1 protein-coding gene and 1 pseudogene are annotated in these 18841 nt (G+C 74.6%); both read right to left on the minus strand.

The window, feature by feature from the left end:
* Positions 1-4475: beta-ketoacyl synthase N-terminal-like domain-containing protein (locus tag ACFYYT_RS34505; RefSeq protein WP_351820776.1), on the minus strand; the 4475-nt coding region annotated here is incomplete at its 3' end.
* A 102-nt stretch (positions 4476-4577) separates the two neighbouring features.
* Positions 4578-18740, minus strand: a pseudogene (locus tag ACFYYT_RS34510) (type I polyketide synthase); the annotation flags it as partial.
* Positions 18741-18841: the final 101 nt, after the last annotated feature.

Consider the following 18841-nt stretch of genomic DNA (forward strand, 5'->3'; position numbering starts at 1 on the left):
ACCCCCAGAGCGATCAGCACATCCCGGAAGTTCACCCCCGCGGCACGCACCCCCACCCGCACCTCACCCACACCCAGCACCCGCAACGCCTCCGGGCACGGCTGGAGGGACAGGCCGTCCACGGCGCCCCCGCCGTCGGAGTCCATGCGCCAGGCGGAGCCGTCGGCGGGCAGCGTGAGCAGCGAGCCCACGGACGCGGGACGCACCAGGCGGGGCGCCCGCAGCGTCCCGGCGCGCCACATCAGGTGTGGTTCGTCGGCGGCGAGGGCGGCGGCGACCGCCGCCCGGAGCGGGCCGGCCGGGCCGGCGGGACCGGCGGGGAGGTCGAGCAGCAGGAAGCGGCCGGGGTTCTCGGACTGGGCCGAGCGCAGCAGGCCGTGGACCGCCGCCGCGGCGGGCTCCGCCCGCTCGGTGGGGTCGGCGGCGAGCGCGCCACGGGTGAGGACGACCAGCCGCGCGTCGGCGAGCCGGTCGTCGGCGAGCCAGTCCTGGAGCAGGCGTACCGCTTCGGGGACGAGCCGGTGGGCGGCGGCGACCGGGTCCTCGCCGGAACGGGCCGCGAAGGAGACCAGCGCCACCCGGGGGGCGGCGTCGGCCAGGGCGGACAGGTCCGGGTGGACGGGTACGCCGGGCAGCAGCGCGGCGATGTCCGGCTGGTCACCGAGCAGCGCCCAGCCGTCGGGCTCCTCCCCGGCGTCGGCGTCGGCGTCGGGGACGGGGACGGGGACGGTCGGGACCCAGTCGAGGAGGTACGTCGCGTCCGTGCCCGGGCCGGCGGGCTCCGGCCCGTCGGCGGCCGTGGCACGGCGCAGGACGAGGGAGGCGACGGAGGCCACGGGCGCTCCGCCCAGGTCGGCGAGGTGGACGGAGACCGCGCCCTTGCCGGCCGGGGCGATGCGGACCCGCAGGGCCCTGGCCCCGCTGGCGTGCAGGGTGACGCCGTTCCACGAGAACGGCACCCAGGCGGCCGCGCCGCCCCCGGAGCCCTCGTCGAAGGCATCGAGGGCGTCGACGACGCCCAGGCCCAGGCCGTGCAGCCCGGCGTCGAGGAGCGCCGGGTGCAGGCCGAACCCGTCGGCGCTGCGGTCGTCGGCGGGCAGCGCCACCTCGGCGTACAGCTCGCCGTCACGCTGCCAGGCGGCGCGCAGCCCGCGGAAGACGGGTCCGTAGCCGAATCCGGCCCCGGTGAGCCGCTCGTACAGGCCGTCCACGGGCACCTCGACGGCGCCGGCCGGCGGCCAGGCCTCCAGGTCGAAGGCGGTGGCGGGCGCGGCCGGCCCGGCGGTGGTCAGGGAGCCGGAGGCGTGCAGGGTCCAGGGCGCGTCGTCGGCGTCCGGAGCCTCGGCGGGGCGCGAGTGGACGCGCAGCGGGCGACGGCCCGTCGCGTCCGGTTCGCCCACGAGCAGCTGGAGGAAGACCCCGCCGTGTTCGGGCAGGACGAGCGGCTGGTGGTGCGTCAGCTCGTCGAGCAGGTCGCAGCCGATCCGGTCGCCGGCCTGCACGGCCAGCTCGACGAAGGCGGTGCCGGGCAACAGGACCCGGCCGTGCACGGCGTGCTCCGCCAGCCACGGGTGCGTCTCCGGCCCGATCCGGCCGGTCAGTACGAGGCCGTCTCCCCCGGCGAGCGACACGCACGCGCCGAGCAGCGGGTGGTCGGCGGCTCCGAGCCCGAGGCCGGTGACGTCACCGGGCGTGAAGCGGGCCTTCTTCGGCCAGTAGCGCTGGTGCTGGAAGGCGTACGTCGGCAGCTCGACGCGCCGCGCACCGGTCCCGGCGAAGTATGTCGCCCAGTCCACCGGCACCCCGAACGCGAACGCCTGCCCCAACCCGACAACCGCCGCCTGCGGCTCGTCCCGGCCCTTGCGCAGCACCGGCACAAACACCGCACCCTCGACACACTCGGCACCCATCGCCGACAGCACGCCATCCGGGCCCAGCTCCACGAACCGGGTCACACCCTGGCCATGCAGGGTGGCGACGCCGTCGGCGAAGCGCACGGCTTCACGGACGTGCCGCACCCAGTACTCCGGCGCGCACAGCTCCTCCGCCGAGGCGACGTCACCCGTGAGGTTCGAGACGACCGGGATCGACGGCGCCGCAAACTCAACAGACCCCAGCACGGCCCGGAACTCATCCAGCATCGGATCCATCAACGGCGAGTGGAACGCATGGCTGACGGTCAGCCGCTTGGTCTTCACCCCGCGCGCGCCGAGCACGCCCGCGATCTCACTCACGGCATCGGCCGCGCCGGAAATCACCACGGACTGCGGACCGTTCACAGCCGCGATGCTCACGCCCGCGTACGAGGCGACCAGCTCGGCCACCTCCGACTCAGCCGCACGCACCGACAGCATGGCCCCGCCCGAAGGCAGCGCCTGCATCAGCCGCCCACGGGCCACGACCAGCCGCGCCGCATCAGCCAGCGAGAACACCCCAGCCACATGCGCCGCAGCAATCTCACCCACCGAATGTCCGAGCAGATAGTCGGGCTTCACACCCCAGCTCTCCACCAACCTGAACAACGCCACCTCAAGGGCGAACAGCGCAGGCTGCGTGAACTCCGTACGATCCAGCTCGGCGGAGTCCTCCGCGAACATCACCTCCCGCAGCGACCGCCCCAGCTCCGGATCGATCTCCGCGCACACCGCATCCAGCGCCTCGGCGAACACCGGGAAGGCCGCGTACAGCTCGCGCCCCATCCCGGCCCGCTGCGCACCCTGCCCCGTGAACAGGAAGGCGACGCGGGCGTCGTCCGTGGCGAGGCCGCGGACGAGGGCCGGGTGGGTTTCGCCCGCGGCGAGCGCGGCGAGGCCCGCGGCCAGTTCGTCGGGGTCGGCGCCGAGCACGACGGCACGGTGGTCGAAGGCGGTACGGGTGGTGGCCAGCGCGCGGCCGGTGTCGGCGGGGTGCGGGCGCTCCGTGTCCGGCTGTGCGGCGAGGGCGGCGAGGTGGGCCGTCAGGCGTGCGGCCTGGGCGGCGAGGGCGTCCTCCGTGCGGCCGGAGAGCGGCCAGGCGACGACGGGGAGCGGGCGGGCGCGGGGCGCGTCGGGTGCCTCGGACGTGTCACCGTTCCCGTCCGGGGCTTCCTCCCGGGCCTCTTCGACGATGACGTGGGCGTTGGTGCCGCTCATGCCGAAGGAGGAGATGGCGGCGCGGCGCGGCCGCTCGTCGGCCGCGGGCCAGTCCCGCTGGTCGGTCAGCAGTTCCACGGCGCCCGCCGACCAGTCGACGTGCGGGGAAGGCTCGTCGACGTGGAGGGTCTTGGGCAGCACGCCGTGGCGCATCGCCTGGACCATCTTGATGATGCCGCCGACGCCCGCGGCGGCCTGCGTGTGGCCGATGTTGGATTTGAGCGAGCCGAGCCACAGCGGCTGCCCGGCGGCGCGGCCCTGGCCGTAGGTGGCGAGCAGGGCCTGCGCCTCGATGGGGTCGCCCAGCTTCGTGCCGGTGCCGTGGGCCTCGACGGCGTCGACGTCGGGTGCGGTGAGGCCGGCGTCGGTCAGGGCGTCGCGGATGACGCGCTGCTGGGAGGGGCCGTTGGGGGCGGTGAGGCCGCTGCTGGCACCGTCCTGGTTGACGGCGGAGCCGCGGATCACCGCGAGGACGGGGTGGCCGAGCCTGCGGGCGTCGGAGAGCCGCTCGACGAGGAGCATGCCCGCGCCCTCGCCCCAGCCGGTGCCGTCCGCCCCGGCGGCGAACGCCTTGCAGCGGCCGTCGGCGGCGAGGCCGCGCTGGCGGGAGAACTCGATGAACGCGCCGGGGGTGGACATCATCGCGACGCCGCCGACGAGCGCCATGGTGCACTCGCCGCCGCGCAGGGCGCGTACGGCCCAGTGCAGGGCGACGAGGGAGGAGGAGCAGGCGGTGTCGACGGTCGCCGCGGGCCCTTCCAGGCCGAGGGCGTAGGAGACGCGGCCGGACATGACGCTGGCCGAGCTGCCGATGGCCAGGTAGCCGCCGAGTTCCTCGGCCTCATGGCGCACGAGGGAGGCGTAGTCCTGGCTGTTGGAGCCGACGAAGACGCCGGTGGCGGTGCCGCGCAGCGTCTCCGGGTCGATGCCGGCGCGCTCGACGGCTTCCCAGGCGGTCTCCAGCAGCAGGCGCTGCTGGGGGTCCATGGCGAGGGCCTCGCGCGGGGAGATCCCGAAGAAGGCGGCGTCGAAGTCGCCCGCGCCGTCGAGGAAGCCGCCCTCGCGGGTGTAGGAGGTGTTCGTCCCGTCCGGGTCGGGGTCGTAGAGGGCTTCGAGGTCCCAGCCCCGGTCGGCGGGGAAGCCGGTGACGGCGTCCCCGCCGGTGGCGACCAGGTCCCACAGCTGTTCGGGGGTGCGGATGCCGCCCGGATAGCGGCATCCCATTCCCACGATCGCGATGGGCTCCTGGCGCTCTTCCTCCACCTCGCGCAAGCGCTGCCTGGTCTGGCGGAGCTCGCCCGTCATCCACTTCAGGTGGTCCAGAAGCTTCTCTTCGTTCCCCATCTGGGAAACACCCCCGTCGAACGGCCGCTGCGGTGTCCGGACCGCCGTCAACCGGTCGGGGCGAGTCACGCGGAGCAGTACGGGGATCCGTCACAGCGTCTGCTACGACTTGCCGAACTCACGCTGGATGATGTCGAAGAGCTCGTCGGGGGTGGCCGTCTCCAGTTCCCCGGCGGTCTCTTCCACCTCCGTTGCGTTCCCTGCCCCGGCCCATTTGGCCAGCAGGTCCTCCATGCGTGACGCGATGCTCGCCCGCCCGACGTCGTCCAGTTTTACGGCTGTGAGGCTAGCTTCGAGCCGGTCGAACTCCGCTAGCGCAGCCCGGGCGGCCTCCGCGGGCCCGGGGACGAGCCGTTCGTGGAGGTGCCCGGCGAGGGCCGCGGGGGTGGGGTGGTCGAAGACCAGCGTGACGGCCAGGGGCAGTCCGGTGTGGGCGGTGACCAGGTTGCGCAGCTCGACGGCCATCAGGGAGTCGAAGCCGAGGTCGAGGAAGCCGCGGGCAGCGCGGACGGCGTCGGGTTCCTCGTGGCCGAGCACGGCGGCGGCGTGGCCGCGTACCAGGTCGGTGAGGATCCGCAGCTGTTCCGCTTCAGGCAGGCCGGCCAGCCGTGCGCGCAGGGCGGTGGCGGGGCCGCCGTCCGGGGCGTCGGCTGCCGGGGCCGCGTCGTGCGCTCCGGCGGGGGGCGCGGCCGGCTCCAGGGCCGCCCGTACCTCGGGCAGGCCGCCGAGGAGCGGGCTGGGGCGGCGGGCGGTGAACGGCGGGGCGAACCGCTGCCAGTCGACGTCGGCGACGGTCAGGACCGTCTCGTCCGCGTCGAGGGCGCGGCCGAGTTCCGCGAGCGCCGTCTCGGGCGCCATGGGGCGCAGGCCGCGCCGTCGCATCTGCTGTTCCAGGTCGCCCGCGGCCATGCCGCCGCCGGCCCACGGGCCCCACGCCACCGAGGTGGCGGGCAGGCCGCGCGCCCGGCGCCGCTCGGCGAGGGCGTCGAGGCCGGAGTTGGCCGCGGAGTAGGCGGCCTGGCCGCCGCTGCCCCAGGTGGCGGCGATGGAGGAGAACAGGACGAACGCCTCGGTGTCCGTGCCCTCCCCGCACAGCGCGTCCAGGTGGGCGGCGCCCAGGGCCTTGGCGGCGGTGACCCGCCGCCAGTGGTCCGCGTCGGCCGCGCCGAGCGGCACCGGCTCGGTGACTCCGGCGGCGTGGAAGACGGCCCGTACGGGGTCTCCGTCGGCGCGCAGCCCGGTCAGCAGCCGGTCCAGTTGTTCGCGGTCGGCCACGTCGCAGGCGGTGACGGTCACCCGTGCGCCGCTCGCGGTGAGTTCATCGGCGAGTTCCCGGGCGCCGGGGGCGTCCGGGCCGCGCCTGCCGGTCAGGACGAGGTGCTCGGCGCCCCGGTCCGTCAGCCAGCGCGCGACGTGGGCGCCGAGGGCGCCGGTGCCGCCGGTGACCAGGACGGTGCCGCGCGGGGTCCAGCCGTCGGTGCGGGTGCCGTCGGTGGGGGTGGGGGCGGTGTGCCGTTCCAGGCGGCGGCCGTACGTGGCGTCCGCGCGGACGGCGAGCTGGTCCTCGCTGCCGGTACCGGCGCCGGTGCCGAGCAGGATGCCGCGCAGCGCGGCGAGGGCGTGCTCGTCGGGGGTCCCGGGCAGGTCGACGAGGCCTCCCCAGCGTTCGGGGTGTTCGAGGGCGACGACCCGGCCCAGGCCCCACACGGCGGCCTGTTCGGGGCGGACGAGCGGGTCGGTGGCGTCGACCGACACCGCTCCGCGCGTCACGCACCACAGCGGCGCGTCCACACCGGCGTCGCCGAGGGCGCGTACGAGGGCGGCCGTGCCGAGGCCGTACGTGCCGTCCCCGGCCAGCAGGGACACCACGGCGTCGACGGGTCCGGCGCCGGCCGCGAGGGCCAGTTCGGCGGCGAGCTCCGCGGTGGATGCGGTGGTTCCGGTGCTTTCGGTGGCCGGGCCGGCCGTCACCAGCGTCACGCGCTCCGGGGTGCCGTCGCCGAGGGCGGCCAGCAGCCGCCCGGTGAACGGGTCGTCCGCCTGGCCCGGAGCCACGGCGACGAGGAACCGTCCCTGGGCAGCGGCAGCGGCAGCGGCAGCGGGGGCGTCCGGGGCGGGCAGCGGCTGCCAGGCGACGCGGTAGCGCAGCCCGGCAGGAGCCGCCGGGGCGACCTCGGCCGCGCCCGTCGCTTCCGTCGCTTCGGTGACCGTGTCGGGCCAGTAGCGCGAGCGCTGGAAGGCGTACGTCGGCAGGTCGATCCGGTGGGCGCCGGCCCAGAACGCCTCCCGGTCCAGCGGCACGCCGTGGGTCCAGGCCTGCGCCAGCGCCTGGAGGACCGTCCGGGTCTGCGGACGTCCCGTGCGCAGCAGCGGGAGGAAGGTGCCGGGGACGCAGTCGGCGCCCATCGCCGACAGGACGCCGTCGGGGCCCAGTTCCAGGTACCGGGTCACGCCCAGGCCGTGCAGGGCGGCCATGCCGTCGGCGAAGCGGACCGCGCCGCGCACGTGCCGCACCCAGTAGTCGGCCGTGCACAGCTCCTCGGCGTCCGCCGCGCCGGTCAGGTTGAAGAGGACGGAGATCCGCGGCGCCGCGTACGTGACGGCCTCCGCGACCTTGCGGAAGTCGGCGAGCATCGGCTCCATGAGCGGGGAGTGGAAGGCGTGGCTGACGGTCAGCCGCCGGGTCTTCACCCCGCGCCCGGCCAGCACGTCCGCGATCTCGGAGACGGCCTCGGCCGCACCCGAAACCACCACGGACAGCGGCCCGTTGACGGCCGCGATGCTGACGTCCTCGTACGCGGCGACCAGCTCGGCCACGACCGCCTCGGCCGCCCGCACCGCCACCATCGCCCCGCCCGGCGGGAGCGCCTGCATCAGGCGGCCGCGCGCGGCCACCAGCCGGGCCGCGTCGGCCAGGGAGAACACCCCGGCGACGTGCGCGGCGGCGATCTCACCGACGGAGTGCCCGAGGAGGTGGTCGGGCTGCACGCCCCAGCTCTCCACGAGCCGGAACAGCGCCACCTCCAGGGCGAACAGGGCCGGCTGGGTGAACTCCGTACGGTCCAGTTCCGTGGCGTCGTCGGCGAACATCACCTCCCGCAGCGGGCGGTCCAGGTACGGGTCCAGGTGCAGGCACGCCTCGTCCAGCGCCCGCGCGAACGCGGGGAAGGCGGCGTACAGCTCCCGGCCCGCGCCGGCGCGCTGCGCGCCCTGCCCGGTGAAGAGGAAGGCGGTCGGCTCCGTGGTCGCGGTGCCGCGCAGCAGGCCGGGGGCCTGCTCGCCGCGGGACAGGGCCAGGAGCGCGGCGTGCGTCCGGTCGGGGTCCCCGGTGGGGAGCAGCGCCGCGCGGTGGTCGAAGGCGGTACGGCCGTTGGCCAGCGCGTGCGCCAGGTCCTCGGACCGCAGCCCGGGGCGGGCGGCGAGGTGCTCCGCCAGGCGTGCGGCTTGCGCGCGCAAGGCCGCCTCGGAGGTGCCGGACAGCACCCAGGGCAGCTGCGGACCGGCCGCCTCGGGGGCGTCGACGGCTGCCGGGGTACCGACGGCTGCCGGGGCCTCCGGGGCTTCGAGGATGACGTGGGCGTTGGTACCGCTGATGCCGAAGGAGGAGACGGCCGCGCGGCGCGGCCGGTGGTCGTCGGCCCGCGGCCACCGCCGTTCCTCGGTCAGCAGCTCGACGGCGCCCGCGGACCAGTCCACGTGCGGCGTCGGCTCGTCGGCGTGCAGGGTCCTCGGCAGCAAGCCGTGCCGCATCGCCATCACCATCTTGATCACGCCGCCCACGCCCGAGGCGGCCTGCGCATGGCCGATGTTCGACTTCAGCGAGCCCAGCCACAGCGGTTCGCCGCCGTCGCGGTCCTGTCCGTACGTCGCGAGCAGCGCCTGCGCCTCGATCGGGTCGCCCAGCGACGTACCGGTGCCGTGCGCCTCGACCGCGTCCACCTCGGCGGCCGACAGCCCGGCGTTGGCGAGGGCGGCGCGGATGACCCGCTGCTGCGCCGTGCCGTTGGGGGCGGTCAGGCCGTTGCTCGCGCCGTCCTGGTTGACGGCCGAGCCACGGAGGACCGCCAGGACCCGGTGCCCGTTGCGGCGGGCGTCGGAGAGCCGCTCGACGAGGAGCACGCCGACGCCCTCGGACCAGCCCGTGCCGTCCGCGTCGGCGGAGAACGCCTTGCACCGGCCGTCGGCGGCGAGGCCGCCCTGCCGGTGGAACTCGGCGAACGCCGCCGGTGTCGGCATCACCGTCACACCGCCGGCCAGCGCCATCGAGCACTCGCCGGTGCGCAGCGCCTGCGCAGCCAGGTGCAGGGCCACCAGCGAGGACGAGCAGGCGGTGTCCAGGGTGACGGCGGGGCCCTGGAGCCCCAGCGCGTACGCGATCCGGCCGGAGAGCACGCTCGTCGCGTTGCCCGCCAGCACCTGCCCCGAGGTGGCGTTCGGCGTGCCGCGCAAGGTGCCCGCGTAGCCGAGCGAGGCGGCTCCGGCGAACACGCCGACCGGCGTGCCGTGCAGGGCGGCGGGGTCGATGCCCGCCGCCTCGATGGCCTCCCAGGACGCCTCGAGGAGGAGCCGCTGCTGGGGGTCCATGGCGAGGGCCTCGCGCGGCGAGATCCCGAAGAAGTCGGCGTCGAAGTCGGCGGCTCCGGTCAGGAAGCCGCCGGACCGGGTGTAGTCGCCGTCCGGGCCGGAGGCCGCCGGCACCTGCCAACCGCGGTCGGTGGGGAATCCGGTGATGGCGTCGCCGCCGTCGCGCAGCAGGCGCCACAGGTCGTCGGGGCCGGCCACCCCGCCGGGATAGCGGCAGCTCATGCCGACGACGACCACCGGGTCCTCGTCGGCCGGTGTCACGGGCACCGGGGAGCCGCTTCCGGCGGGGGCAGTGCCGTCTCCGGCGCCGTCCCCGCCGAGGCCGAGTCCGGCTTCGAGGTGCCGGGCGAGCGCGGTCGCGGTGGGGTGGTCGAAGACGGCCGTGGTGGTCAGCCGTACGCCGGTTGCCCGGGTCAGCCGGTCCCGCAGCTCGACCGCGGCCAGGGATTCGAAGCCCAGCTCGCGGAAGGCCCGGGTCGGTTCGACCGTCGCCGTCGACGTGTGCCCCAGCACCGCCGCCGCCTCCGTACGCACCAGCTCCAGCAGGTGGCGCCGCCGGTCCGTCCCGGACAGCGCGGCGAGCCGTCCGCGCAGCGCGTCGGCCGGCTGGACCGGCCCGTCGGGCGCGGCTTCGTCCAGGGCCCGTACGGCGGGCAGTTCGCAGAGCAGCGGGCTCGGCCGCATCGCGGTGAACGTCGGCGCGAAGTGCGCCCATGCCACGTCGGCGACGGCCACGCAGGCCTCCCCCGAGCCGAGCGCCCGCTCCAGGGCCGTCATGGCCCGGGCCGGGTCGAGGACGAGGAGCCCGCGCTCGCGCAGGTGCTCCGCGATCACCCTGCCGGTCGCCATCCCGCTGCCGCCCCAGGGACCCCAGGCAACCGAGGTCGCCACCAGACCCCGCGCACGACGCCACTGCGCCAACGCATCCAGATACGTATTCGCAGCCGCATACGCACCCTGCCCACCCGAACCCCACACCGCGGAGATCGACGAGAACAACACGAACGCGTCCAGGCCGCCGGCCCGCGAAGGCTCACTGAACAGCGCATCCAGATGACGAGCGCCCAGGACCTTGGCGGCCATGACCCGCTCGTACTCCTCAGCCGAACCCGCCATCAGCGCATTCAACTGCTCCACACCAGCCGCATGCACCACACCCCGGACGGGCCCGTCCTTCTCCAGCCCCTCCACCAGCGCACGCACCTGACCGGCATCAGACACATCACAGGCGACAACACTCACCCGCACCGACTCCGACGTCAGCTCATCCGCCAACTCCGCAGCACCAGGCGCCTCCAGACCACGACGGCTCGTCAGCACCACATGCCCGGCACCCTCAGCCACCAGCCACCGGGCCACATGCGCACCCAGCGCACCCGTACCACCCGTCACCAGCACCGTGCCACGAGGACGCCAGCCCTCCGACCCGGCAACCGACTCCGCAGCCCTCAACCGGCGGCCATACACACCCGCCGCCCGCACCGCGACCTGATCCTCACCCGAAGCACCCGACAACAGACCACGCACACGCACCGCCGCCCGCTCATCCAACACCTCAGGAAGATCGATAAGCCCGCCCCAACGCCCCGGATGCTCCAACGCCACGACCCGGCCCAGCCCCCACACCAGGGACTGCTCCACACCAGCAGCCGTCAACACATCGGAACGGCCGGTCGACACCGCACCCTGCGTCAAAGACCACAACGGCACACCGACCCCGGCATCACCCAGAGCCTGGACCAGCTCCAACGTCCCCACCAGCCCACGCAACGACACCACACCGGCAAACTCACCAGTCAGCCCCGCAACAAGCTCCGCACGCCCCTGACCCCGGCCCACAAGCAACGTCCGCGCACCCAGGGCGTCAGCGACCCAGCCCGTCAGCGGACCATCCTCATCAGCCACCACCAGCCACGAACCCGACACCTCGGCCCGCGCCGGCTCTGCCAGCGGCTTCCACGTGACCCGATAACGCCACCCATCCACCGCCGACTGCTCACGCCGACGCTTACGCCACGACGACAAGGCAGGCAGCACCGCACCCAGCGAACCACCCTCCACCTCAAGCGTCTCCGCGAGAGCCCCCAGATCCTCGCGCTCCACCGCCTCCCAGAACGCCGCATCCACCACATCGGCCTCGGCAACGGTCGACTCGACGTCAGCCGTGGGCTCCGGCCAGTAGCGCTGGTGCTGGAAGGCGTACGTCGGCAGGTCCACCCGACGCGCACCGCTCCCGGCGAAGAACGCCGCCCAGTCCACCGCAACACCATGGACGTACGCCCGGGCGACGGCAGCAACGGCCGACTCCGGCTCGTCCCGGCCCTTGCGCAGCACCGGCACGAACACGGCGTCCTCGACGCAATCCGCACCCATCCCCGACAGCACACCGTCCGGCCCGAGCTCCACGAACCGGGTCACACCCTGACGATGCAGAGTGGCGAACCCATCGGCGAACCGGACCGCCTCACGGACGTGACGCACCCAGTACTCCGGCGCGGACAGCTCCTCCGCCGAAGCGACAGCACCCGTGAGGTTCGAAACGACCGGGATCGACGGCGCCACGAACTCAACAGACCCCAGCACCGCCCGGAACTCGTCCAGCATCGGATCCATGAGCGGCGAGTGGAACGCATGGCTCACCGTGAGCTTCTTGGTCTTCACCCCGCGCTCGCCGAGCTCACCCGCAATCTGGTTCACGGCATCGGCCGCACCCGAAACCACCACGGACGCAGGACCGTTCACCGCCGCGATGCTCACACCCTCGTACGCGGCGACCAGCTCAGCCACCTCCGCCTCAGCCGCACGCACCGACACCATCGCGCCACCCGCAGGCAGCGCCTGCATCAGCCGGCCACGCGCCACCACCAACCGCGCCGCATCCGCCAGCGAGAACACCCCCGCCACATGAGCAGCCGCAATCTCACCAATGGAGTGCCCGAGCAGGTAATCGGGCTTCACACCCCAGCTCTCCACCAGCCGGAACAACGCCACCTCGATCGCGAACAACGCCGGCTGCGTGAACTCCGTACGGTCCAACTCCCCCGCAGCGCCCTCCGCGAACATCACCTCCCGCAGCGAACGCCCCAGCTCCGGGTCGATGTGAACGCAGACGGCATCCAGCGCCTGCGCGAACACCGGGAAGGCGTCATACAACTCACGCCCCATCCCCGCCCGCTGCGCACCCTGCCCCGTGAACAAGAAGCCCGTCAGACCCGGGACCACCGCACCACGCACCACACCCGGCACCGACTCACCGCGCGCCAGCGCCTCCAGCGCCGCACCACGCTCACCCCCCACCACCACCGCACGGTGCTCGAACACCGCACGCGTCGTAGCCAACGAAAAACCCACATCCACCGGATCGGCTCCCGGCAACGACGACCCCAGGAACGACCCCAGCCGACCGGCCTGCGCACCCAACGCCTCCACCGAACGACCGGACACCACCCACGGCACCACCGGCAGCACCACATCCGCACCAGCCGCACCCACGGGCGCCACCACCGGCTCCGGGACAACCGGGGAGGCCTCGGGGGCTTCCTCCAGGATGACGTGCGCGTTCGTGCCGCTGAAGCCGAACGACGAGACGCCGGCCCGGCGCAGGCGGTCCTCGCCCGTCGGCCAGGGGTGGTCCTCGGTCAGGAGCTCGACCGCACCCTCCGTCCAGTCCACGTGTGGCGTCGGCTCGTCGGCGTGGAGCGTGCGCGGGAGTATGCCGCGGCCCATCGCCAGCACCATCTTGATCACGCCCGCGACACCGGCCGCGGCCTGCGTGTGGCCGATGTTGGACTTCACCGAGCCGAGCAGCAGCGGCCGGTGGGCGGGCCGGTCCTGGCCGTAGGTGGCCAGCAGCGCCTGTGCCTCGATCGGGTCGCCCAGCTTCGTACCCGTGCCATGCGCCTCGACCGCGTCGACCTCGGCGGCCGTCAGCCCGGCGTTCGCCAGCGCCGCGCGGATCACGCGCTGCTGCGAAGGCCCATTCGGCGCGGTCAGACCGTTGCTCGCGCCATCCTGGTTGACGGCCGTACCGCGCACGACGGCCAGCACCCGGTGCCCGTTGCGCTCGGCGTCCGACAGCCGCTCCAGCACCAGCATGCCCACGCCCTCGCCCCACGCGGTGCCGTCCGCGTCGGCGGAGAACGCCTTGCAGCGGCCGTCGGCGGCGAGGCCGCGCTGGCGGGAGAACTCCACGAAGGCGCCCGGGGTCGACATCACGGTCACGCCGCCGGCCAGCGCCAGGGTGCACTCACCGCCCCGCAGCGCCTGCGCGGCGAGGTGCAGGGCGACGAGGGACGACGAGCAGGCGGTGTCGACGGTGACCGCGGGCCCCTCCAGGCCGAGGGCGTACGCGATGCGGCCGGAGAGGACGCTGGCGGTGTTGCCGGTCGCCACGTACCCCTGCACGGCCTCCGCCACGGGTCGCAGGAGTCCGACGTAGTCCTGGCCGTTGGTGCCCGCGAAGACGCCGGTGGCGGTGCCGCGCAGCGAGGACGGGTCGATGCCCGCGCGCTCCAGGACCTCCCAGGAGGCTTCGAGGAGGAGGCGCTGCTGCGGGTCCATGGCGAGGGCCTCGCGCGGCGAGATCCCGAAGAAGGACGGGTCGAAGTCGCCCGCGCCGGACAGGAAGGCGCCGCGGGAGGCGTACGAGGTGCCGGGGCGGCCGGGGTCCGTCGCGAAGAGGGCGTCGAGGTCCCAGCCCCGGTCGGCGGGGAAGTCCGTCAGGGCCTCGGCGCCGTCGGCCAGGAGCTGCCACAGCCGCTCGGGGGTGTCGGCGCCGCCGGGGAAGCGGCAGCTCATGCCGACGATCGCGATGGGGTCGTCGTCATCGGGGCGCAGGCCCGTGGCGGTGGCGGTGGCGGGTGCCGACGCCCCGGTCCCGGTCCCGGTCCCGGTGGGGCGGTCGCCGATCAGGCCGGTGCGGACGTACTCGGCCAGGACGGCCGGGGTGGGGAAGTCGAAGAGCAGGGTGACGGGCAGCCGCAGCCCGGTCGCGTCGTTGAGGGCGTTGCGCAGTTCCACGGCGCCGAGCGAGGTGAAGCCGAGGTCGCGGAAGGCCCGTTCGGGGTCGATGGACGCCGCCGAGGAGTGGCCCAGGACACCGGCGATCTCGGTGCGCACCAGCTCGCCCACCAGGCGGCGCTGTTCGGCGTCGGTGGCGGTCAGCAGGCGGGCGCGCAGGGCGGACAGCCCGCTGCCCGTACGGCCGTCCTCGCCCGTACCCGTACCCGTGTCCGTGGCGGGGGCCTCGCGCAGCTCGGGCAGGTCCGCCAGGAGCGTGTCCGGGCCGGCCGTGCGGGGGCGGCGGGTGGCGGCGAAGCGCCGCCAGTCGACGTCGGCGACGAGGGTCAGGGCTTCGTCGCGCGCCACCGCCCGTTCGAGGGCGGTGACGGCGAGTTCGGGGTCCATGGCGCGTACGCCGCGCCGGGCGAAGCGCTGGGCGACCGCGCCCTCGCCGAGTCCGGCGCCGCCCCACAGGCCCCAGGCGACGGAGGTCGCGCGCAGGCCGAGGGAGCGCCGGTGCAGGGCGAGGGCGTCGAGGTAGGCGTTGCCGGGCGCGTAGTTGCCCTGTCCGATGCCGCCGAGGACGCCGGCGAGGGAGGAGAACAGTACGAACGCGTCGAGGTCGAGGTCGCGGGTGAGTTCGTGGAGGTGCCGTGCGGTGGCGGCCTTGGCGCGCAGGACGCCGTCGATGCGGTCGGTGTCCAGCGCGTCGACCATCGCGTCGTCGAGGGCGGCCGCGGTGTGGACGACGGCGGTCAGCGGGAGTTCCGGCGGTACGTCGGCCAGGACGGCGGCCAGGGCCGTACGGTCGGCGGTGTCGCAGGCGACGACGCTGACGCGCGCGCCGGCCGCTTCGAGCTCGGTGCGCAGGTCGGCCGCGCCGGGGGCGTCGGGGCCCCGGCGGCTGAGCAGCAGGAGGTGCGCGGCGCCGCGCCCGGCCAGTCGGCGGGCCACCTGTGCGCCGAGTGCGCCGGTGCCGCCGGTGACCAGCACGGTGCCGCGCGGCTCCCAGGTGTCGGTCGGGGTCCCGGACGGGGCGGCGGGTGCCTGCGCGGCCCGGGCCGGTGCGTGCGCCAGGCGGCGCCGGTAGGTGCCCGAGGCGCGCAGGGCCACCGCCCTCTCGACGGCGCCGGATCCAGCGCCGGATCCGGCGTCGGATCCGGCGTCGGCGGCGGCGCGCAGCACCGTGCGGAGCCGGTCGCGGCCCCGCTGCCCGAGCGGGCCGGGCGGCAGGTCGAGGACGCCGCCCCAGCGGTCGGGGTGTTCGGCGCCGAGGACTCCGGCGAGGCCCCACAGGAGGGCCTGGTCCGGATGGTCCAGCGGGTCGGTGCGGTCCACGGAGACGGCGCCCCGCGTCACGGCCCACAGCGGGGCGGACGCGTCGGCGTCGCCGAGGGCCTGGACGAGCGCCACGGTCGCGGCGTAACCGGCAGGGGTCACCCGGTCCTCGCCCGCCGGGGCCCCGACCAGGCCGAGCAGGGAGACGACGCCGGTGAGCGGGGTCGCGTCCGGCGCGGAGCCGAGGGTCGCGAGGGTTTCGCGCAGCCGGCGCGCGAGGTCGTCGCGGTCGGCCGTCGCGGGCACGGTCAGGCGCAGCACGTCCGTGCCCGGCCCGTCCAGGGCGGCCAGGCACTCCGCGACCGTCTCCTGGTGGGCGTGCTCGTCCTGCGGCACGACCACGAGCCAGGTGCCGCCGCCCGGGGCGGGGGTGGTGGCCTCCGGGACCGGCTGCCACACGATGCGGTGGCGCCATCCGTCGAGCGTCCTGTCCTCCTGGCTGCGCCTGTGCCACTGCGACAGCGCGGGCAGCACGGCGCCGAGCGGGGCGCCCGCGGGGTCGGCGGCGTCGAGGGCCAGCATGTCGGCGACGGCTTCCAGGTCCTGGCCCTGGACCGCCGTCCAGAAGCCCTCCTCCACCGGATCGCCGGCCGTACGGCCCGCGCCGCCCGCCGCGTCCGAGGGCTTCGCGCGCAGCCAGTAGTGCCGGTGCTGGAAGGCGTACGTCGGCAGGTCCACGCGGCGCGCACCGGTCCCGGCGAAGTACGCGGCCCAGTCGAGCGGCGCGCCGTGCGCGTACGCCCGGGCGACCGCGCTGACCAGCGCCTCCGGCTCCGCCCGGTCCTTGCGCAGTACGGGAACGAACACGGCGCCCTCGACGCAGTCGGCGCCCATCGCGGACAGCACCCCGTCCGGTCCGAGCTCCACGAACCGGCTCACGCCCTGGGCCGCCAGGGCGGCCATCCCGTCGGCGAAGCGGACGGCTTCACGGACATGCCGCACCCAGTACTCCGGCGCGCACAGCTCTTCCGCCGAGGCGACAGCACCCGTGAGGTTCGAAACGACGGGGATCGACGGCGCCGCGAACTCAACGGCATCCAGAACAGCCCGGAAGTCGTCCAGCATGGGGTCCATGAGCGGCGAATGGAACGCATGGCTGACGGTCAGCCGCTTGGTCTTCACCCCGCGCCCGCCGAGCACACCCGCGATCTCACTCACGGCCTCGGCCGCACCCGAGATCACCACGGACTGCGGACCGTTCACCGCCGCGATGCTCACGCCCTCGTACGAGGCGACCAGCTCGGCCACCTCCGCCTCAGCCGCCCGCACCGACACCATCGCCCCGCCCTCGGGCAGCGCCTGCATCAGCCGACCACGCGCCACCACCAGCCGCGCCGCATCAGCCAGCGAGAACACCCCCGCCACATGCGCCGCAGCAATCTCACCAATGGAGTGTCCGAGCAGATAATCGGGCTTCACACCCCAGCTCTCCACGAGCCGGAACAACGCCACCTCAAGGGCGAACAACGCAGGCTGCGTGAACTCCGTACGGTCCAACTCCCCCGCAGAGTCCTCCGCGAACATCACCTCCCGCAGCGACGGCCCCCACTCCGCATCCACAGCGGCACACACCGCATCCAGCGCCGCCGCGAACACCGGGAACGCCGCATACAGCTCGCGCCCCATCCCCGCCCGCTGCGCACCCTGCCCCGTGAACAGGAACGCGGTGCGGCCCGGGGTCGCCTGGGCGAGGAGGCCGCCGCTCTGGGCCAAGGCCTCTACGGCCTGCACCAGTTCGGCCCGCTCGCGGCCCACGAGCACCGCGCGGTGCTCGAAGGCGTGCCGCGTGGTCGCCAGCGAGAGGGCCACATCGGCCGGCTGGAGCTCGGGACGCTCCGCGAGGTGCGCGGCGAGCCGCTGCGCCTGCGCCCGTACCGCGCTCTCCGACCGGCCGGAGAGCAGCCACGGAACGACGTCGGCACCCGTGTGTTCACGGGCGGCCGGCGCCTCTTCCCGGGCCTGTTCGAGAACCACGTGCGCGTTGGTGCCGCTGATGCCGAACGAGGAGACGCCGGCCCGGCGCGGCCGGTCCTCGGCGGTCGCGGGCCAGTCCCGCTGTTCGGTCAGCAGTTCCACTGCTCCCGCCGACCAGTCGACGTGCGTGGACGGCTCTCCGACGTGCAGCGTCCGGGGCAGTACCCCGCGCCGCATCGCCTCGATCATCTTGATGACGCCGCCGACACCGGCGGCGGCCTGGGTGTGGCCGATGTTGGACTTCAGCGAACCGAGGTAGAGGGGCCGGTCGGCGGGACGCCCCTGGCCGTACGTGGCGAGGAGCGCCTGTGCCTCGATCGGGTCGCCCAGCGAGGTGCCGGTGCCGTGCGCCTCGACGGCGTCGACGTCGGCCGGTGTCAGACCGGCGTTGGCCAGCGCCGCGCGGATCACGCGCTGCTGGGAGGGGCCGCTGGGAGCGGTGAGGCCGTTGCTGGCACCGTCCTGGTTGACGGCGGAGCCGCGGATCACCGCGAGGACGGGGTGGCCGAGCCTGCGGGCGTCGGAGAGCTTCTCCACGAGCAGCACGCCGACGCCCTCGGACCAGCCGGTGCCGTCGGCGGTGTCGGCGAAGGACTTGCAGCGGCCGTCACCGGCCAGGCCGCCCTGCCGGGCGAAGTCCTCGAACGTCGCGGGCGTCGGCATCACGGTCACGCCGCCCGCCAGCGCCATGGTGCATTCGCCGGCCCGCAGCGCCTGTACGGCGAGGTGCAGGGCGACCAGCGACGACGAGCACGCCGTGTCGACGCTGACGGCGGGGCCCTCGAACCCAAAGGAGTAGGCGACGCGCCCGGACAGCACGCTGCTGGCGGTGCCGATGCCGAGGTAGCCCTCGACCTCGGCGGGCACCTCTTCCAGCCGGGCGCCGTAGTTGTGGTACATCAGGCCGGCGAAGACGCCGACCTTCTGGCCGCGCAGGGAGAGCGGGGCGACCCCGGCGCGTTCGACGGCCTCCCAGGACGCCTCCAGCAGCAGGCGCTGCTGGGGGTCCATGCCCATCGCCTCGCGCGGCGAGATCTTGAAGACCTCGGCGTCGAAGGCGCCCGCGTCGTGGAGGAAGCCGCCCTCCAGCGCGTACGAGGCCTCCTCGCCGTCCGGCCCGGGGCCGACCAGTTCCTCGCACTCCCAGCCGCGGTCCGCCGGGAAGGCGGAGATCCCGTCCGTCCCCGACTCCACCAGCCGCCACAGGTCCTCGGGGGACCGGACGCCGCCGGGGTAGCGGCAGCCGATGCCGACGACGGCGATGGGCTCCCGCCCCTTCCCTTCCGCCACCCGCAGACGCTCGGTCGTCTCGTGGAGGTCAGCGGTGACCCTTTTCAGATATTCACGAAGCTTATCTTCGTTAGCCATCGGAGCACACCTTCGGGTACGTCAGGAGATCGGGAGAAGATCGGAGGATCGGAGGATCGGAGGATTCGGAGAAGACCGGAGAAGACCGGAGAAGACCGGGA

The sequence above is a fragment of the Streptomyces sp. NPDC002032 genome (assembly GCF_042890765.1).
Taxonomy (GTDB): domain Bacteria; phylum Actinomycetota; class Actinomycetes; order Streptomycetales; family Streptomycetaceae; genus Streptomyces.